This is a genomic window from Streptomyces albiflavescens (genome assembly GCF_014645835.1).
Classification (GTDB): domain Bacteria; phylum Actinomycetota; class Actinomycetes; order Streptomycetales; family Streptomycetaceae; genus Streptomyces; species Streptomyces albiflavescens.
The window spans coordinates 323,975-342,889 of sequence record NZ_BMMM01000003.1; the positions used below are offsets into that span (position 1 = coordinate 323,975).

The following is an 18,915-nucleotide window of genomic DNA, read 5'->3' on the forward strand; positions in this document are numbered from 1 at the left end:
AGGTGCGCGGATCATCGGATTACCAATAGAAGAGCCGATCACAGCAATCGGAACTCCGATGCCAACGGTGGCTACGATGGTGGTCATGAAGAACCGGACGCCCGACACGGCGGCGACCACGCCCGGCGCCGGCAGGCAGCTCCCGGCGCACGCCGACCTGAACCTGCTGCGCACCTTCCTGGCCGTCTACCGCGCCGGTACCTTCACCGCCTCCGCGCCGATGCTCGGGCTGTCCCAGCCGACGGTGACCGCACAGATCCGCACCCTGGAGCAGCAGACCGGCCGCGAGCTGTTCACCCGGCTGCCCCGTGGTGTGGAACCGACACCCCTCGCACACGAACTCGCCGCCCAGATCGCGCGTCCGCTCGACACACTCGCCGCCCTCGACGGCGGCGGCGGCCCGCTGGCCGGGCACACCGCGCCCGTGCACCTCGCCGGCCCCTCGGAGCTGCTGTGCGTGCGTGTCCTGCCCGCCCTGGTCCCCCTCGTCGCCGACGGTGTGCAGCTACGAGTCGGGCAAGGGCTGCCCGAGCCGCTGCTGGAGGAGATGCGGGCGGGCCGGCACGACCTGGTCATCGCCACCCGGCGGCCCCGCGGCCGCGCCCTGGAGTCCGTGCCGCTCGCCGACGAGGAGTACGTGCTGGTCGCCGCCCCCTCCTGGGCGCAGCGCGTCGCCGCACATGACCAGGCCGACGATCTGTGCGCCGCCCTGCGCGAGGTCCCCCTGGTCACCTACGCCGAGGACCTGCCCATCGTGCGGCGCTACTGGCGGAACGTCTTCGGCAAACAGCTGGCCGACCGCGCCGCGGTCACGGTGCCGAACCTGTACGGGGTCCTGTCCGCGGTCAACGCCGGAGCCGGCTTCAGCGTGCTGCCCCGTTCACTGTGCCAGGAATACCTGGACTTCGGCCGTCTCACCCTCCTCCATGAACCGGAGGAGCCGCCGCTGAACACCCTGTTCCTCGTTCAGCGGCCGGGCTCCGAAGCCAACCCGGACGTGATACGGGTCCGCGACATCCTGCAGCGCGCCGCCCGTGACTGGTAGCGGGGCGCTGACACGGGAACTCCGAGTCCGTCCCGGAAGGCCGGACTTCGCATGGCCCGAGGCAATGCCTCGTACCGTCGCCAATCCGCAACAACTCCCGCTCCCCCTCGGCCACTTCATGAAGCGCGCAAACGAAACCTTCGCTTGTGACCCACGGGCCGCCGAGCAGGCGCTGCCGGCCTGGCGCGACACCAGCCCCGCCCGGCGCGGCGAACTCCTCCACCGCTGGGCCGAATCGCCGGTGTGCGGCACGATGCGCCATGAGCGGTCAGGCGTCGCGCGGCGACGCCTGACCGTGACGCCGGACCCCGCAGCGGCCGGCAGCGGTGGCGTGCCGGACCCGCGATCCGGTGGTCATGGACTGCCGGCACCGGGAAGAACGGGTGCCGTGCAACGGCCTCTCCGGCAGCCGCGGCCTCGGTCAAGCCACCGCCTCGCCCGCCGTGGCGATGTCCGTCACGTCGGCGGCGTGCGCCGCGTCGCGCGTCCCGGGCTTGCTGAACTGCGTCCGGTAGAGCTCCGCGTACCGCCCCTCGGCCGCCAGCAGTTCCTCGTGCGTACCTCGCTCCACGATCCGCCCCGCCTCGACGACGAGGATCACGTCGGCGGCCCGGACGGTCGACAGGCGGTGCGCGATCACCACGGCCGTGCGGCCCTCCAGCGCTTCGGTGAGCGCTTCTTGAACGGCCGCCTCCGAGGTGTTGTCGAGGTGGGCGGTGGCCTCGTCGAGGATGACGACGCGCTGGCGGGCGAGCAGCAGCCGGGCGATGGTCATGCGCTGGCGCTCGCCGCCGGAGAGCCGGTAGCCACGCTCGCCGACCACCGTGTCGAGGCCGTCGGGCAGGGAGCGTACGAGGTCTTCGAGGCGGGCACGGCGCAGTACGTCCCACAGCTCGTCCTCGGTCGCGGACGGGCGGGCGAGGAGCAGGTTCGCCCGTACCGAGTCGTGGAACAGGTGCCCGTCCTGGGTGACCATGCCGAGAGTCTCGCGCATCGACTCGGCGCTCAGCTCGCGGACATCGACGCCGCCGATGCGTACGGCGCCCTCGTCGGTGTCGTACAGCCGCGGCAGCAGCTGCGCGATGGTCGACTTGCCTGCGCCGGAGGAGCCGACGAGCGCGACGGTCTGGCCGGGTTCGGCGCGGAAGGAGACGCCGCGCAGGACGTCCGTGCCACCTCGGGTGTCCAGCGCGGCGACTTCCTCCAGGGAGGCCAGGGACACCTTGTCGGCGGAGGGGTAGGCGAAGCGGACGTCCTCGAACTCCACGGCCGCCGGTCCCTCCGGCACCTCCCTCGCGTCCGGTTTCTCCTCGATGAGCGGCTTCAGGTCCAGCACCTCGAAGACGCGCTCGAAGCTCACGAGGGCGCTCATGACCTCGACGCGCGCCCCGGCGAGCGAGGTGAGCGGCGCGTACAGACGGGTCAGCAGCAGGGCCAGTGAGACGACGGCTCCCGGCTCCAGGGTGTCGCGCAGCGCGAACCATCCGCCGAGCCCGTACACAAGGGCGAGCGCCAGGGCCGACACCAGCGTCAGGGCCGTGATGAACGCCGACTGTGCCATCGCCGTACGGACCCCGATGTCCCGCACCCGCCGGGCGCGCTCCGCGAACTCGGCGGACTCGTCCTCGGGCCGCCCGAAGAGCTTCACCAAGGTGGCGCCGGGCGCCGAGAAACGCTCGGTCATCCGGGTGCCCATCGAGGCGTTGAGGTTGGCCGCCTCCCGCTGGAGCTTGGCCATCCGACTGCCCATCCGCCGGGCGGGGATCACGAACACCGGGAGCAGCACCAGCGCGAGCAGGGTGATCTGCCAGGACAGGGTGAGCATCACGACGAGAGTGAGCAACAGCGTCACCACGTTGCTGACGACTCCGGACAGCGTGTTGCTGAAGGCCCGTTGGGCGCCGATGACGTCGTTGTTGAGTCGGCTGACGAGCGCGCCCGTACGTGTACGTGTGAAGAACGCGACCGGCATGCGCTGCACATGATCGAACACAGCCGTCCGCAGATCGAGGATGAGTCCCTCGCCGAGCGTCGACGAAAGCCAGCGCCCGAGAATCCCGAGCGCCGCCTCGGCGAGCGCGATGACGGCGATGAGCACGGCAAGACGGACGACGGTGTTCTCGTCGCCGCCGGACACGATCGCGTCCACGACGTGCCCCGCGAGCACCGGCGTTGCGACGGCCAGCAGCGCGGTCACCACGCTGAGCACCACGAACTGCCCGATGCGGCGGCGGTGCGGGCGGGCGAAGGCGGCGATGCGGCGCAGGGTCGCTCGGGCGAAGGGGCGGCGCTCCTGCTGCGCGTTCATGACGCTGTGCAGCTGTGTCCAGGCTGTGGTCTCCATGCTCATGCGAGAGACACTAGGACCTCAAGCAAAGTTGGGGTCAACCGTCGGGTGACATCTCCCTCCCCTTGCCCGGCGTGTCAGCCGCCGTCTCCACGCCCGCAACCCCACGTTGGTGCGGTGTGGAAAGCCTCTCCCGATGTGACTGCCGTACGCCTCCCTCAGGGACTCCCCAGGCTCCCCCGGCGCTTCTCCCTCCGGCCTGCCGTCCGGCCGGTCCTGTGCCTGCTCCCGCTCGCTCTGGTCCTCGTGGTCGCGGTGCGCCACCGGTCCGTGCTCATCGAGGGCTTCGGCCATCTGAGATCGGCGGAGTGGCCCTGGCTGCTGGCCGCGGCCGGCGCGACCTGTCTGACCTGGGTCGCGGCGGCCTTCACCCGCCAGGGCGCGGTGATGGAGCGGCTGCCGCCGCATCGACTGCTCGCCACCCAGTTCGCGGCGGGCGCCGCCAACCATCTGCTACCCACCGGCCTGGGCGCCGGCGCGGTCAATCTGCGGTTCATGACCGTGTGCGGCGTGCCGCTCGCCCGCTCGTCGGCCGCGCTCGCGCTGTACCTGCTGGCGGAATCGATCACGCGGGTGGGCCTGCTGCTCGGCCTGCTCATCGCGTTCCCCGGGGCACTGCGGATCGGGACGCTCCTGCCGGACGGGGCGATCGGCCCTCTCCTGCTCGGCCTCGGCGTGGCGCTGGTCGCGGCGGTGACCGTTCTTCTCCTCGTACGGCGGCTGCGTACGGCCGTCTTCTCCTTCCTGTCCACCGCGCTCGGCGAGGCGCGCTCGGTGCACACCCGGCCGACCCGGGCCCTCGCCCTGTGGGGCGGATCGCTCGCGTTCCCGCTGCTCCAGGCGGCCGGACTGGCCGCCGTGGGGCAGGCGCTGGGGCTGCCGGTGTCGCCGGCCCACATGATGGTCGCGTACCTGGCGGCGACGGTCGCGGTCGCGCTGGTGCCCACGCCGGGCGGCATCGGTTCGGTGGAGGCCGCGCTGGTCGTCGCCCTGGTCGCGGCGGGCGGTCCGGTGGCCGTGGCGACGGCGGTGGTGCTGGCGTACCGGATCATCACTGTGTGGGTGCCGCTGCTGCCGGGGGCTCTCACCCTCGGGGCGCTGGTCCGCTGGAAGGTGATCTAGGCGAACTCCGGATGTGCGGCCCGCCCCTCGGACGACCCCGGCCGTCACGTCCCGGGGCCGGAGTCCGACGATCCGTTCCCGGCCCGGGCCGTCCATGCCACCGGCAGCCGCGATACCGAGGGGTAACCTCGGCGTACACCGTCGGAGAGAGGACAGCACGATGCCGGTCCGGATCGAACGCCAGGGTTACGTCACCACGGTCGTCCTCTCGCGCCCCGAGGCCCGCAACGCGGTGGACGGGCCGACGGCCGCCGAACTCGCCGACGCCTTCAAGGAGTTCGAGGCGGACGATGCGGCGCGGGTCGCGGTGCTCTGGGGCGAGGGCGGCACGTTCTGCGCGGGCGCGGACCTCAAGGCGATCGGCACCGAGCGCGGCAACCAGGTCACCGAGGACGGCGACGGGCCGATGGGCCCCACCCGGCTGCGCCTGGCCAAGCCGGTCATCGCGGCGGTCGCCGGGCACGCCGTGGCCGGCGGTCTGGAACTGGCCCTCTGGTGCGATCTGCGGGTCGCCGAGGAGGACGCCGTCTTCGGAGTCTTCTGCCGCCGCTGGGGCGTGCCGCTCATCGACGGCGGCACGGTCCGGCTCCCCCGTCTCATCGGTACCAGCCGTGCGATGGACATGATCCTCACCGGCCGCCCTGTCCCCGCTCCGGAGGCGTACGAGATAGGGCTCGCCAACCGCCTCGTCCCGGCCGGCCGCGCCCGCGCGGAGGCGGAGCGTCTGGCCGCCGAGATCGCCGAGTTCCCCCAGTCCTGCCTGCGCAGCGACCGTGCCTCCGTCCTCGACCAGGAGGGCCTGGTCGAGAAGGTGGCCATGCGCACCGAGCTCCGGTACGGCATGGACGTGTTGGCCGAGAGTCTGGAAGGCGCCGCCCGCTTCGCGTCGGGTGCCGGTCGGCACGGTTCGTTCAGCGAGCTGTGACGCGGACGGGGCCTCCGGCCGGATCGACGGAGCCGACCCAGCGTCCGTCGAGACTGAGGGCTCGATTCGGTACGGCGGTGGTGAGGAGGCGCCGTCGGTGCAGGACCCGCCCGTCCTGGGTGACGGTCAGGACCGGCCGGGCGAGGAACTCCGCCGTGCGGAGTACGAAGGGGTCGTACGTCGTCGCGGGTGCGAGCCGGTTCGGGGCGATCCAGCGCAGCGGCGGAGCCACGAGGAGCGGAACCGCCGGGGGCCAGGACGCGCCCGCCAGGTGATCTCGTACGTGCCGAGCCGCCCGTACGCCCTCGCGGGCCACGGCGGCGGCGCTCTCGACGGCGTGCAGCACGTTGCCGACGGCGAACACGCCCTCGCGCGACGTGCGGAAGGCGCCGTCGACCGCGGGTCCGCGCGTGCCGGTGTCGAGGGCGAGGCCGCCGCGCCGGGCGAGTTCGTGGTCCGGCACGAAGTCGCCGGTGAACACGACGGTGTCGCAGGCGAGGGTCGTGGTCCGTCCGTCGCGGTGGCGCAGGGCGACTCCGGTCAGGCGTCCGCGCCCCCGCAGCTCGGTGACGGTCGTGCCGGAGAGGAGCGGAATCCGCTGCCCCAGACGGGAGTTGACCGCCTTCAGCCGGTCGCCCTGGTGACGCGCCAGGTCGGTCACCATCGCGACGACGTCGACTCCGGCACCGAGCAACGTGCCCACGGTGGCGTAACTGACGGCTTCGGCGCCCACGACGACCGCGCGGTGGCCGATGTACTGGCCGTACAGATGGACGGCCTGCTGGAGCTCTCCCGTGGTGAACACCCCGGCGGGTCTGGTCCCGGCCACCAGCCGTGCGCTGCGCGGCCGTTCACGGGCGCCGGTGGCGAGGACGACGGCCGTGGCGGTGATTGTCTCCCGCCCTGCCGGCCCGACGGTGTCCAACGCCGGCGGTTCGCACCAGCCGAGGGCGGTGACCCCGGTGCGGACGATGGCACCGGCCCGGACCGCGGCCTCGGCGTACCGCCGCGCGAAGCCGGGCCCGTCGAACTCTCGGCGACGGCAGTGGCGGGGCACGCCGCCGGCTTCCTGTTCACGCTCCAGCACCTCGACGCGGTTCACTCCCCAGGCCGCGAGCCGGGCGGCGAGGGCGAGACCCGCGGGCCCGGCGCCGACGACCAGGACGTCCACGTGGCGCCGGCTCATGACCGCCCCTCGAACAGCTCTCGTACCGCGGCACCGCAGTAGAACCCCTGACAGCGCCCGCCCCGCGCACGGGTCCGGCGCCGTAGCCCCTCGAGGCTGTGCGGCGGGATCGTACTCGCGAGGGCGTCGCGGATCTCGCCGCGCGACACGCGCTCGCAGTGACAGACGAGGGTGCCGTACTCCGGGTCGGCGGCGATGAGTTCGGGGCGCTGGTAGGGGCGCGGAAAGGCCTCGCCGAGGTTGGGCATGCGGACGGGTTCCAGGTCGTCGGCCTCGCCGAGGTCGAGGCCGCAGTCGGCGAGGAGGCCGGTGACGTGCGAGGCGATGGCCATGGACGCGGTCAGGCCGGTGGAGCGGATGCCGCCGACGGTGACGTATGCCTGGTCGGGATGGGCGCGGATCCGGTAGTCCTCGTACGCGGTGGCGGCGCGGAGCCCGGCGTAGACGGCGGTGACCTCCTCGTCGAGCAGTGCCGGCAGGATCCGGCGCCCCCTGTCGCGCAGCAGGGCGAGGCCTTCCTCGGTCGATCCGGTGGCCGTCCTGTCGTCCACCTCTTCGGCCGTGGGCCCGAGCAGCACGTTCCCGTACACCGTGGGGGCCACCAGTACGCCCTTGCCGAGCGCCGTCGGGACGGGCAGCAGGATGTGCCGGACCAGTTCGCGGGCGAACTTGTCGAAGACAAGGAGCTGCCCCCGGCGCGGGGTGACGGTGAAGTCGCGGTGGCCGAGCCGCCGGTCGAGTTCGTCGGCGTACAGGCCCGCGGCATTGACGAGGTGGCGCGTGCGGAGAGTCCCACGACTCGTGCGCAACACCCCGTCGTCGGCCCTCTCCACACGGCAGTCGAGGTGCACGTCGGCCCCATGGCGTACCGCCTGGGTGGCGTACGCGAGCGTCGTGGTCCACGGGCAGATGATGCTCTCGCCGGGGATGTGGAGTGCGCCGAGTGCGCCGGGCCCCAGGTGCGGTTCGCGTGCGTACAGCTCGTCGGGTCCGAGGATGCGAGCCTGCCGGTAGTCGTTCTTCTCCGCCTTGGCCGCCAACTCCGGCAGTACGGCGAGCTGTTCACGGTCCCAGGCGACGAGCAGGGCGCCCACGGGTTCGACGGGAATCCCCGACTCGGCCGCATACAGGGCGAGTCGACGGGAGCCCTCTCGCACGAGGCGGGCTTCGAGCGAGCCGGGGACGGCGTCGAAACCCGTGTGCAGGATGGCCGTGTTGGCCTTCGACGTGCCCTGCCCGACGTCGTCCTGCGCCTCGACCAGCGCGATGCGCAGCCGCCGGTGGCGGGCGAGTTCACGGGCGATGGCACAGCCGACGACACCCGCGCCGACGATCACGACGTCGTACGTCACGTCCGGCAGCGCGCCGTGCGCCGTGACCGTCATGCGGGGGTCCGGTCGAGCAGTGCGGTCACGGCCGCGCGGAAGCCGGCGAGGCGTTCGGTGGCCTCGTCGCGGCTGATGCGCGGCTCGTACACGGCGGAGGGTGTCCGGTCGGGGAGCGCCTCGTCGACGGCCAGTGCCGGGTCGAGGCCCAGCCGGGCCACGGCACCCACACCGAGGGCGGTGGCGTCGGGCAACGCCGATACCTCGACGGGGAGCTGGAGGAGATCGGCCTGGGTCTGCATGAGCAGCGCCGAGCGCGTCAGACCGCCGTCGGCGCGCAGCGCGGTGAGCGGTGCGCCGAGGTCGGCGGCGGCCGCGTCGGAGAGTTCGACGACCTGGGCGGCGATGCCCTCGCACAGGGCGCGCACCAGATGCCCGGGCGTGGTGTCGAGGCCGAGCCCGGTGAGCGAGCCGCGCAGATCTCCCCGCCACCAGGGTGCGGCGAGCCCGGCGAGGGCCGGGACGAACGTGACACCACCGCTGTCGGGCACCGCGCCGCCGACCGGGTCGAGGTCCGCCGCCCCGGAGATGACGCCGAGGTCGGTGAGCCAGCGGACGGCGGACGCGGCCGTGTACACCTGGCCGTCGAGGCAGTAACTGGTCCGGCCGCCGAGCCGCCAGGCCACACAGCTCACCAGACCCGACCCCCCGCGCCGGGGTGTCGCACCCGTCTGCGCGAGGAGGAACGCCCCTGTCCCGTACGTGCACTTGGCGGCGCCGGGCTCGGTCACCCGCTGGGCGAGGAGTGCGGCCTGCTGGTCGACGAGCAGACCGGTGACGGGAAGCTCCGGCCCGAAGACGGAGGTGGTGCCGATGCGCGTGTCCGGGTCGACGACCTCCGGCAATCGCTCGCCGGAGAGCCCGAAGACGTCCAGCGCTCGGGGCGACCACTCCACCCGTTCCAGGTCGAGGAGTTGGGTACGCCCTGCCGTGGCGGCGTCGGTGACGTAGGCGCCGGTGAGCCGGTGCAGGAGCCAGGCGTCGGAGGTCGTGACGACTCCGTCGCGGGTGAGGTGCCGGCGTATCCAGGCCATCTTGGGTGCGGCGAAGTAGGGGTCCAGGGGCAGGCCGGTCAGATGCCGTAACTCCTCCGCGTGCGGGGCGAGTTCGGCGCACACGCTCTCCGCCCGCCGGTCCTGCCACACGAGCGCGTCGGTCAACGGCTCGCCCGTCGAGCGGTCCCAGGCGAGGACCGTCTCACCCTGGTTGGCGAGCCCGACGGCCGCGACGGGCTCCGACGCCTCCGCGAGCGCCCGGCGCCCGGCGGCGACGACGGACTCGTACAACTCGACCGGATCGACCTCGACCAGCCCGCCCGGCAGTGGGCGGGGGCGTACGGGAGCGTGGGCGGCACCGATCACACCCCTCTCCGGGCAGATCACCAAGGCCTTGGTCCCGGACGTCCCCTGGTCGATCGCCAGCACCGAACCCGTCATGGCCCTCCCCTGTGATCACCGCGTGCCAGCCTGCTTCAGGGGGCGCCCGGCCGTCAATGGCGGATCCGGCGAGCCGTGGCGCCGCCCCAATGGCGGGTCCGCGCAGGCCTGGTGACGGACGGGCACGCGGATGCGGCAGGATGAGCGGTCACCCCGGACGACGAACACCAGTCCGGGCGTGATGATCGTGCATTCCCGGATTCGAGCAGGTGGCAAGTGACGACACAGCACATCCGGCCCACGGGCCTTCTCGTCGGTCGCAAGGGAGGTCACCGGTGAAGCGCTCCCTCACTCTGGACGACCTGATGGTCGCAGGAATCGCCGTCGCCGCGGGACTTCTGGCGGCGTTTCTGCTGCGCATGCTGCTGCGCTGGCTGGGCAAGCACGCCAAGCGCACCCGGTGGAGCGGCGACGACGTCATCGTGGACGCGCTGCGCGCGCTGGTGCCCTGGGCGGCGATCGCCGGAGGGCTCGCGTCGGCGGCCGCGGTGCTGCCACTGACCACGCAGGTCGGCCGCACCGTCAACCGGTCGCTGACCGTCCTGCTGATCCTGGCGTCGACCATCACCGCGGCCCGGGCGATCACCGGCCTGGTCCGGTCCGTGACCCAGTCCCGCTCGGGGGTCGCCGGCTCGGCCACCATCTTCGTCAACATCACCCGCGTCGTGGTGATGGCGATCGGCTTCCTCGTCGTGCTGCAGACCCTGGGCATCTCGATAGCCCCGCTGCTCACGGCGTTGGGCGTGGGCGGTCTGGCGGTGGCCCTCGCCCTCCAGGACACCCTCGCCAACCTCTTCGCGGGCGTGCACATCCTCGCCTCGAAGACGATCCAGCCCGGCGACTACATCCGCCTCAGCAGCGGAGAGGAGGGCTATGTCGTCGACATCAACTGGCGCAACACCACAGTCCGTCAGCTCTCCAACAACTTGGTCATCATCCCCAACGCCCAGCTCTCGGGCACCAACATGACCAACTTCACCCGGCCCGAGCAGCAGATGACGCTCACCGTCCAGGTCGGCGTCGGCTACGACAGCGACCTGGAGCACGTCGAGCGCGTGACCAACGAGGTCGTCACCGAGACGATGACCGAGATCACCGGCGCCGTCCCGGACCACGAGCCCGCCGTCCGCTTCCACACCTTCGGCGACTCCCGCATCGGTTTCACCGTGATCCTCGGCGTGGGCGAGTTCAGCGACCAGTACCGGATCAAACACGAGTTCATCAAGCGCCTGCACAAGCGCTACCGGGAGGAGGGCATCCGGATTCCGTCGCCCGCGCGGACGGTGGCGCTGCAGCCGGGTGGCGCGGAGCTCCTGGAGTCGGGCATCCCCCAGCAGCGCGACGCCGCGGCACGCCCGTAGAGCACGACACGGCGTGGCGCCGGGCGAAGCGACTCCGCCCGGCGCCACGCCGTGCGCCGTGCGCCGTGCGCCGTGCGCCGTCAGAGGGTGGCGGTGGAATCGGGGTAGTGGCCGGGCTCGCGGTGGCGAGGTGCGACCAGGCTCGGGGTCACCGGGGTGACCGTCCAGTCGGGGTGGTTCGGCATCCGCGGTGTCTTCGTGCCGTACAGCCAGTCCTTCAGGAAGCCGGACTGGTCCTGGCCGGAGATCTCGGAGGCGACCGCGATGTAGTCCTCGGTGGTCGCCGCGGAGTTGCGGTGGCGCTCCAGGAAAGTGCGCTCGATAAGAGGGAAGACGTCCCCGCCGACGGCCTCGCGCAGCGCGTAGAGGACCAGGACGCCACCCAGGTACCGCTGGCTGTCGAAGAGGTTGGCGGCGTTCGGCGCGGCGACGGGGCCGGATGACTGCCGCCACAGGTCGCCCTTGGCGTACGTGTCCTTCATCCGGGCTTCCATGCTGGTGAGGCCGAGCGAGTCGGCCCAGCCCCGCTCGTAGCGGTAGAGCAGCCCGTAGAAGTCCGCGTGACCCTCGTTCAGCCACAGGTCGGCCCACGTGGCGAGGCTGACGCTGTTGCCGAACCAGGAGTGGACCAGCTCGTGCATCATGTGCGAGCCGATCTTCTTCTCCTCCTGGAGCAGGAAGTTCGGCTTGTAGAGCGTCAGGGTCTGCGTCTCCAGGCCCGTGAAGTCGAAGGCGTTCGGGTTGTCGGAGTTGCACGGCAGCAGGCCGTACGTCTCGAAGGGGTAGGCGCCGAGCCGCTGCTCCAGCCACTCCACCAGCCCGGGAGTCAGGGCGAGCGCGGGTTCGAGGGCGCCGGCCCGCGCGGTGGGGACGACATCGCGCAGCCCCAGTCCGTTCGGACCCTGCCGGTCCTTGACCGTGTAGTCGCCGACCGTTATCTGCACCAGCTCGGTGGCTATCGGGAAGCGGGAGCGGTACGTGTACGCGGTCCGGTCGCCGTCCAGGCTCTCCGTGCGGACCAGAGTGCCGCTCGCGACACCGCGCAGGCCGTTGGGGACCGTGATGCGGAAGCTGAAGGCCGCCTTGTCCGTGGGGTGGTCGTTGCACGGGAAGACGGTGTGCGCGGAGTTCGGCTGCGGGCACACCGCGAATCCGTCGGTGGTCGGGACCCATGCGGTGTGGGCGAGCGCCTTGCTCGGGTCGGCGACGTAGTCGACGCAGACCGTGACCCGGGCATGCTCGGGCAGGGTCCGGTCGGGCGTGACGCGCAGCTTTTCGTCCACCTGCTCGAAGGCGGCCGGGCGACCGCCGACACGCACGGCACGGATGTCCAGGCCGAGCGCGTCGAGCGAGAAGCGGGAGAGGTCCTGGGTCGCGCACAGCGTCAGGGTCGCGGTGGCGTCGACCAGGCGGGTCGTCGCGTCGTACGAGAGGGCGAGGTGGTACGCGGTCACCCGGTAGCCGTCATTGCCCAGGGCCGGGAAGACGGGGTCACCGAGGGTCTCCGCGCCCGGGGTGCCCTCACCCCGTAAAGCCCGGGTTCGCGCGTACGCCGAGGGCGCCGCGGCCAGCGTCGCGGCCGTGCCGATCAAAGCGGCCGCGGGGGCCGTCACTCTGGTGCGATATCTCATGGTTCGCTTTCGTTCGGACAGCCGGGGCCGACGGCCCTGGCGTCTGATCAGGTGGGTGATCTACTTGAGGTACGAGCGAGCGGTGTGGTTGCCCGCGGCGCACCACTTCCCGCTTTCACTTGGGCTTCTGTTTTTCACTCGCGCCTCGGCCGACCTGATCAGCGGCGGCCAGAAGGTGCCCTCCGCCCGACCCGGCGCGGACCCCTGTCGAGTCGGGGTCGCTCACGAGATATCTTGATGTCGAGCAATGTTGCAGACGTGGAGCGGAGCACCCGGTGACTGACTCGACCATCATTTACACGCACACTGACGAGGCCCCGGCCCTGGCGACGTATTCGTTCCTGCCGGTGATCCAGGCGTACGCCTCGCAGGCGGGTGTCGCTGTGGAGACGCGTGACATCTCGCTGGCCGGGCGCATCATCGCCCTCTTCCCCGAGTTCCTGCAGGAGGGCCAGCGCATCGCGGACGCCCTTCACGAGCTCGGTGAGCTGGCCAAGACGCCCGAGGCCAACATCATCAAGCTGCCGAACGTCTCGGCGTCGATCCCGCAGCTGAAGGCCGCGATCGCCGAGCTGCAGGAGCAGGGCTACGCGCTTCCGGACTACCCGGACGACCCGAAGTCGGACGAGGAGCGCGACATCCGCGCCCGTTACGACAAGGTCAAGGGCAGCGCCGTGAACCCGGTGCTGCGCGAGGGCAACTCCGACCGCCGCGCCCCCGCGTCGGTCAAGAACTACGCCAAGACCCACCCGCACCGCATGGGTAAGTGGACGCCGGAGTCGAAGACGAACGTCGCCACCATGGGCGTCGACGACTTCCGCTCCACCGAGAAGTCCGCGGTCATCACCGAGCCGGGCGCACTCCGTATCGAGCTGACCGGCGACGACGGCTCCACCACCGTGCTGCGCGAGTCGGTACCCGTCCTCGCGGGCGAGGTCGTCGACGCGTCCGTCATGCACGTCGCGCCGCTGCGCGAGTTCCTCACCGCGCAGATCGCCCGCGCCAAGGCCGAGGACGTGCTGTTCTCGGTGCACCTGAAGGCCACGATGATGAAGGTCTCCGACCCGATCGTCTTCGGTCACGTGGTGCGCGCCTTCTTCCCGAAGACGTTCGCGAAGTACGGCGAGATCCTCGCCGGCGCCGGTCTCACCCCGAACGACGGTCTCGGCGGCATCTACAAGGGTCTGGAGGCGCTGCCCGAGGGCGCCGAGATCAAGGCCTCCTTCGACGCCGAACTCGCCGAGGGCCCGGAGCTGGCGATGGTCGACTCCGACAGGGGCATCACCAACCTGCACGTCCCGTCCGACGTCATCGTCGACGCCTCCATGCCGGCCATGATCCGCACCTCCGGCCACATGTGGGGCCCTGACGGCCAGGAAGCCGACACCCTCGCCGTCCTGCCGGACAGCAGCTACTCCGGTGTCTACCAGGTCGTCATCGACGACTGCCGCGCCAACGGCGCCTTCGACCCGGCGACGATGGGCACGGTCCCGAACGTCGGTCTGATGGCGCAGAAGGCCGAGGAGTACGGCAGCCACGACAAGACCTTCGAGATCCCCACCACCGGTACGGTCCGCCTCGTCGACGAGGCCGGGAACGCCGTCCTGGAGCAGGTCGTCTCCGCCGGAGACATCTTCCGCGCCTGCCAGACCAAGGACGCCCCGATCAAGGACTGGGTGAAGCTGGCCGTCACCCGCGCCCGCGCGACCGGCGACCCGGCCGTGTTCTGGCTCGACGAGACCCGCGCGCACGACGCCGTGCTCATCGAGAAGGTCAAGCAGTACCTGCCGGAGCACGACACCGACGGCCTGGACATCCGCATCCTGTCCCCGATCGAGGCGACCAAGCTCTCCGTGGAGCGCATCCGCCGCGGCGAGGACACCATCTCGGTCACCGGCAACGTGCTGCGTGACTACCTGACCGACCTGTTCCCGATCCTGGAGCTGGGCACCAGCGCCAAGATGCTGTCGATCGTCCCGCTGATGGCGGGCGGCGGCCTCTTCGAGACGGGCGCCGGCGGCTCCGCGCCGAAGCACGTGCAGCAGCTGGTCAAGGAGAACTACCTGCGCTGGGACAGCCTCGGCGAGTTCCTCGCGCTGGCCTCCAGCTTCGAGCACCTCGCGACGACCACGGGCAACGCCCGCGCCCAGGTCCTCGCCGACACCCTCGACCGCGCCACGGCGACCTTCCTCAACGAGGACAAGTCCCCGACCCGTCGCGTCGGCGGCATCGACAACCGCGGCAGCCACTTCTTCCTGTCCCTGTACTGGGCGCAGGAGCTGGCGCAGCAGACCGACGACGCGGACCTCGCCAAGGCGTTCGCCCCGCTCGCCGAGACGCTCGCCGCGCAGGAGCAGACGATCGTCGACGAGCTGATCGCGGTCCAGGGCTCCCCGGCCGACATCGGCGGCTACTACCAGCCCGACCCGGCCAAGGCCGCGGCGGTCATGCGCCCGTCGACGACCTGGAACGAGGCGCTGGCGACCCTCGCCTGACGCACGCACCACCCCGCGGACCCCGGTCCGTGACTGTGCCGCCCCGGCCGGATCTTCCGGTCGGGGCGGTTGCGTATGACGGATGCTCGGTTGGCCACATGTCTCCAACCGTGTGCACCGCATGACACGGGAGTCGCACCCGTCCGGAGTGCGGTCCCCGGGTCCGAGGCGCGCCCTGGGTTCGTACGAACCGACCTTCGTGCAGAGTCGGTTGCAGACCGAGGGCGAGGTCCGTCAGATCGGGCGGATGTTCTCGGCCTGCAGGCCCTTCTGGCCCTGGACGACGTCGAACTCGACCTTCTGGCCCTCCTGAAGCTCCCTGAAGCCCGTAGCGCTGATGTTGGAGTAGTGGGCGAATACGTCAGGGCCGCCCTCGTCCTGGGCGATGAATCCGAATCCCTTCTCGGCGTTGAACCACTTCACGGTGCCTGTAGCCATGATCGTCTCTCTTTTCACCCGAAGCGGTGCCGACGACTCGGCATGTGGCCGCTCCGGGGGTGCTCACGCGATGCATACCACTCGGCGTCCCGTTTTCTCACCGCGTCACCGCCCTGGCTCTGGCTCTGTGACAGGGGCTGCCCACCTGGGTGATCAGCGGTGGCGAGCCGGAACTCCCGCTCATAGCTTCGGCCTATGACTAAACGACAGATGGCCTACCTCGCTTGCACCGCGGCTGTCGTGGCGTCGGGGCTGGGTGCCGCCCCGTCGGCCGACAACTGGACGGTGCACCGGGTCAGCGCCGGCGAATCGATCCAGAAGGCTGTGAACGCCGCCAAACCGGGGGACACCATCGTCCTGTCCCCCGGCACCTACCACGAGAGCGTCACCATCACCGTGTCGGACCTGACGCTGCGGGGCTCGGGCGCCCAGTCCACCGTCATCGTGCCCGGCCCCGCCTCCGCCGACAGCGCATGCGCGAAGGCCGGCAACGGCATTTGCGTGACCGGGACCGACAGCAGTCGCGTCGCGCGCGTCACCGTACGCTCGCTGACCCTCAGAGGCTTCGCCAAGAACGGCCTGTGGGCGTCGGGAACCGATCGGCTGACGGTGCGGAACGTGACCTCCGAGAAGAACGGTCAGTGGGGCATTGCCCAGGAGAGGTCCGTCCGCGGCGTGTTCCGCCACAACACCGCCCAGAACAACGGCGACGCGGGCCTGTTCCTGTCCAACACGGTCAGCACCGAGGAGGGCGCCCGCGACTCCAAGGGAGCGGTAGTCAGTCACAACCGACTGGTCGGCAACCGGATCGGCGTCACGGTGCGGCGGCTGCGGAACCTGACCGTCGATCACAACGAAGCGACGGGCAACTGCACCGCGGTGTTCGTCGTGGGCGACGAGAACAAGCCGGCCGTCGGCGCCCTGAGCGTGAACCGGAACTACCTCCACGCCAACAACAAGAACTGTCCGAAGACCGCCCGACTGCCCTTCCTGCAGGGCTCGGGGATCGTCCTCACCGGCGCCGAGGACACCCAGGTGACGAGGAACGTGGTCGAGGACAACGTGGGCGCATCCCCCCTGTCGGGCGGCATCGTGCTGTTCAAGAGCTTCGTGGGTGCCCACAACCAGCGCAACGAGATCCGCGACAACGTGGTGCTGCGCAACGGCAAGGCCGATCTGGCCAACCGGGACACCGGCAAGGGCAACACCTTCCACGGCAACCAGTGCACGCTCTCCGAGCCCGCCGGAATGTGCTGACCGTTCCGCTCCCCACTCCCCACTGACAGCACGACAGCAGAAGCGAGGCAACAGATGACGACCGTTGATCCGGCTCCCCCGCCGCCCATGCGGCTGCGCGAGCTCGTTTTCGGGGCGGCGTGCGCCGCCGCCGTACGGGCGGCCGCCCGCCTGGGTGTGGCCGACGCCCTGGAAGAAACGCCCATGAGCGTGGACGACCTGGCGGCAGCGGTGAAGGCTCAGCCGCGGACACTGCGTCGACTGCTGCGCGCGCTGTCCTGCCAGGGCGTCTTCATGGAGCACCCCGACGGCACCTTCGCGCACACGGAGATGTCCCGGCTGCTGCGCGAGGACGATCCGAACAGCCTGCGGTACATCGCGCTGTGGTGCACCGAGCCGTGGACATGGAACGTCTGGCCCAAGCTCGACGAGGCGGTGCGCTCCGGCCGGAACGTCTTCGAGGACGTGTACGACAGGGAGTTCTTCGAGTACCTCAACACAGAGGCCCCCGAGTCGGCGTACGTCTTCAACCGGGCCATGACCACGTCCAGCGAGCAGTCGGCGCGGGACGTCGCCAACCTGCTCGACCTGCGGAACGTGTCGTCGGTCGCGGACATCGGGGGCGGTCAGGGGCAGGTCGTGGCCAGTCTGCTGGAGAAGCACCCCAAGATGCACGGCACGCTGCTCGACCTGCCGGGTGTGGTGGAGAACGCCGATCCGCGTCTGCGGAGCGGAGGTTCACTCGCCGACCGGGTGCGCATCGTCGCCGGGGACTGCCGCGAGGACATCCCGGTCCAGGCGGATGTGTACATCATCAAGAACATCCTGGAGTGGGACGACGAGAGCACGCGCAGGGCGCTGGCGAACGTCCGGAAGGCGGCGCGGCCCGGCGCCCGCGTCGTCGTCATCGAGAATCTCGTGGACGACACCCCGTCGATGAAGTTCACGACGTCCATGGACCTGCTGCTGCTTCTCAACGTCGGCGGCGCCAAGCACACCCAGAAGAGCATGGTCGAGCGCCTGACGGATGCCGGGCTGGTCATCGGCGAGATCCGCCCGGTCAACGCCTATCTCCACGCTTTCGAGTGCACCATCCCCAGCTGAGCCTTCTCTCTCCGGAGAAACCCGAGGCCGCCGGTTCCGCGTCTGTCGCGGAGCCGGCGGCCTCGGGTTTCTCTCGGGGAGCCGCTCAGGAGGCGGCGTCCCTCTCCCAGCGGTAGAAGCAGTGCGCCATGGCGTCCTTGGGGCTGCGCCACGTCTGCGGGTCGTACGCGCTGACGTACGCCGACAGTTGCTCACTGATGCTCCGGAACTCGGGGTGTCCGGCCACCTTGGCGATGGCGGGCGCGGGGTCCTGGTCGGCTTCGATGAGGTGCATGTACACGTCGCCGAACTGGAACAGGCTGCGCCGGTTGACACCGATCAGGTGCGGGAGTTCGCCGCGGTCGGACGCGGCGAAGACGTCGGCGATCGCCGGCGCCGAATCCGGCGCCATGCGGGCGACGATCAGGGCCTGGTGCATCGGGTGTCCTTCCTGGAACGGCGATCAGCTGGGCATGACGGGGGCGGTCTGGCGGTCACGGGCGGCCTGCTCGATCCGGTCCCGGATGAGGGCCATCTGGACGCGCGAGTTGCGGTTGATGTTGTCCGTCATCCACGCGTCGTCGACCGGGGCCTCGGGCTTCATCGCGAAGTCCTGCACCCAGCGCATGTGGGTGCCCTGCGGGGTCTCCTTGTACTCCCACAGGATGTTCATGTGGGCGAAGGGGCCGGTCTCGACGCGGCGGGCCCGGACGGTGTGCTTGGCGCGGTCCATGGTCCGCTCCGAGACCCAGCTCCAGACCTTCCCGTTCTCGTCCGGGTGCATGGTCAGGCGGAACGTCGTCGTGTCGCCTTCGCGTGAGAGCACCTCCAGGGACGCGTATTCGCTGAAGAGCTGGGGCCAGTTCTCGATGTCGTTGGTCATGTCCCAGACGAAGTCGAGAGGGGCGTCGATGGTGATGCTGTTCTCGGTGTGTCCTACCACTTCAGGCTCCAGCCTTGAGGGTCGTGTTGACGAGGTCGAGGAATTCACGGGGGGTCTTGCAACGCTCCGCGTCGGGGGGCAGCGGCTTGCTGTACCGGTTCTCCAGCTCCCCGACGATGCCGAGCAGGCCGAGCGAGTCGAGGCCGAGGGTGCCGAAGGGCGAATCCGACGAGTGGGCGAGGTCCGTGGGGTCGACGCTGACGCCGGCCGCCTTCTTCATCAGCTTGGCCAGTTCGTCGACAGTCACTTCGATGATCATGTTGTTCTCCTTCCCGCCCGGTC

16 protein-coding genes are annotated in these 18,915 nt (G+C 70.7%); 7 read left to right on the plus strand and 9 right to left on the minus strand.

Annotated elements, in window-relative coordinates; all coding sequences use genetic code 11:
• Positions 1 to 85: 85 nt before the first annotated feature.
• On the plus strand, positions 86 to 1,045 hold the full coding sequence (locus tag IEY95_RS10780; protein ID WP_189185714.1) for a LysR family transcriptional regulator: 960 nt from the start codon (positions 86 to 88) through the stop codon (positions 1,043 to 1,045).
• A 421-nt stretch (positions 1,046 to 1,466) separates the two neighbouring features.
• Here the strand turns inward: IEY95_RS10780 and IEY95_RS10785 are convergent, their stop codons facing one another.
• The gene (locus IEY95_RS10785; protein ID WP_189186009.1) at positions 1,467 to 3,389 is read right to left on the minus strand and encodes an ABC transporter ATP-binding protein; all 1,923 of its coding nucleotides are present in this window, start codon (positions 3,387 to 3,389) and stop codon (positions 1,467 to 1,469) included.
• 141 nt (positions 3,390 to 3,530) lie between these two features.
• Between IEY95_RS10785 and IEY95_RS10790 the strand changes: the two genes are divergently transcribed.
• Together IEY95_RS10790 and IEY95_RS10795 are read left to right on the plus strand one after the other, a co-directional pair.
• The gene (locus IEY95_RS10790; RefSeq protein WP_189185715.1) at positions 3,531 to 4,514 is read left to right on the plus strand and encodes a lysylphosphatidylglycerol synthase transmembrane domain-containing protein; all 984 of its coding nucleotides are present in this window, start codon (positions 3,531 to 3,533) and stop codon (positions 4,512 to 4,514) included.
• A 160-nt stretch (positions 4,515 to 4,674) separates the two neighbouring features.
• Entirely contained in the window at positions 4,675 to 5,439 is a 765-nt protein-coding gene (locus tag IEY95_RS10795) for a crotonase/enoyl-CoA hydratase family protein (RefSeq protein WP_189185716.1), read from the plus strand.
• On the opposite strand, the gene IEY95_RS10800 is transcribed toward IEY95_RS10795, so the two are convergent.
• Genes IEY95_RS10800 through IEY95_RS10810 form a run of 3 tightly spaced genes read right to left on the minus strand, consistent with a single transcriptional unit; the run spans position 5,426 to position 9,446 of the window.
• Entirely contained in the window at positions 5,426 to 6,625 is a 1,200-nt protein-coding gene (locus IEY95_RS10800; protein ID WP_189185717.1) for an NAD(P)/FAD-dependent oxidoreductase, read from the minus strand. The genes IEY95_RS10795 and IEY95_RS10800 overlap by 14 nt on opposite strands.
• Complete coding sequence (locus IEY95_RS10805; protein ID WP_189185718.1) at positions 6,622 to 8,010, minus strand: FAD-dependent oxidoreductase; 1,389 nt, start codon at positions 8,008 to 8,010, stop codon at positions 6,622 to 6,624. The genes IEY95_RS10800 and IEY95_RS10805 overlap by 4 nt, the downstream gene beginning before the upstream one ends.
• Positions 8,007 to 9,446, minus strand: a complete 1,440-nt coding sequence (locus IEY95_RS10810) for an FGGY family carbohydrate kinase (RefSeq protein WP_189185719.1) — start codon at positions 9,444 to 9,446, stop codon at positions 8,007 to 8,009. The genes IEY95_RS10805 and IEY95_RS10810 overlap by 4 nt, the downstream gene beginning before the upstream one ends.
• 275 nt (positions 9,447 to 9,721) lie before the next feature.
• Between IEY95_RS10810 and IEY95_RS10815 the strand changes: the two genes are divergently transcribed.
• The gene (locus IEY95_RS10815) at positions 9,722 to 10,807 is read left to right on the plus strand and encodes a mechanosensitive ion channel family protein (RefSeq protein WP_189185720.1); all 1,086 of its coding nucleotides are present in this window, start codon (positions 9,722 to 9,724) and stop codon (positions 10,805 to 10,807) included.
• Positions 10,808 to 10,887: 80 nt separating this feature from the next.
• On the opposite strand, the gene IEY95_RS10820 is transcribed toward IEY95_RS10815, so the two are convergent.
• Positions 10,888 to 12,438 carry a M1 family metallopeptidase gene (locus tag IEY95_RS10820; RefSeq protein WP_189185721.1) on the minus strand — a complete coding sequence of 517 codons (1,551 nt, stop codon included), beginning with the start codon at positions 12,436 to 12,438 and terminating at the stop codon, positions 10,888 to 10,890.
• 275 nt (positions 12,439 to 12,713) lie between these two features.
• On the opposite strand from IEY95_RS10820, the gene IEY95_RS10825 reads away from it, so the two are divergent.
• On the plus strand, positions 12,714 to 14,933 hold the full coding sequence (locus IEY95_RS10825; RefSeq protein ID WP_189185722.1) for an NADP-dependent isocitrate dehydrogenase: 2,220 nt from the start codon (positions 12,714 to 12,716) through the stop codon (positions 14,931 to 14,933).
• 234 nt (positions 14,934 to 15,167) lie between these two features.
• On the opposite strand, the gene IEY95_RS10830 is transcribed toward IEY95_RS10825, so the two are convergent.
• Entirely contained in the window at positions 15,168 to 15,371 is a 204-nt protein-coding gene (locus IEY95_RS10830) for a cold-shock protein (RefSeq protein ID WP_189185723.1), read from the minus strand.
• A 195-nt stretch (positions 15,372 to 15,566) separates the two neighbouring features.
• Between IEY95_RS10830 and IEY95_RS10835 the strand changes: the two genes are divergently transcribed.
• On the plus strand, positions 15,567 to 16,628 hold the full coding sequence (locus tag IEY95_RS10835) for a right-handed parallel beta-helix repeat-containing protein (protein WP_189185724.1): 1,062 nt from the start codon (positions 15,567 to 15,569) through the stop codon (positions 16,626 to 16,628).
• A gap of 54 nt (positions 16,629 to 16,682) precedes the next feature.
• Positions 16,683 to 17,711 carry a methyltransferase gene (locus IEY95_RS10840; RefSeq protein ID WP_189185725.1) on the plus strand — a complete coding sequence of 343 codons (1,029 nt, stop codon included), beginning with the start codon at positions 16,683 to 16,685 and terminating at the stop codon, positions 17,709 to 17,711.
• 85 nt (positions 17,712 to 17,796) lie between these two features.
• Here IEY95_RS10840 and IEY95_RS10845 read toward each other — a convergent pair whose 3' ends face one another.
• The 3 genes from IEY95_RS10845 to IEY95_RS10855 are packed head-to-tail and all read right to left on the minus strand — an operon-like array spanning position 17,797 to position 18,892.
• Positions 17,797 to 18,129 (minus strand): TcmI family type II polyketide cyclase, encoded by a 333-nt coding sequence (locus IEY95_RS10845; protein ID WP_189185726.1) that lies wholly within the window; start codon positions 18,127 to 18,129, stop codon positions 17,797 to 17,799.
• Between the two features lie 24 nt (positions 18,130 to 18,153).
• Positions 18,154 to 18,633: an SRPBCC family protein gene (locus IEY95_RS10850; protein ID WP_189185727.1), complete on the minus strand. Its 480-nt coding sequence runs from the start codon at positions 18,631 to 18,633 to the stop codon at positions 18,154 to 18,156.
• Position 18,634: 1 nt separating this feature from the next.
• A complete protein-coding gene (locus IEY95_RS10855; RefSeq protein ID WP_189185728.1) occupies positions 18,635 to 18,892 on the minus strand; it encodes a phosphopantetheine-binding protein in 258 nt (85 codons plus the stop codon).
• Positions 18,893 to 18,915: the final 23 nt, after the last annotated feature.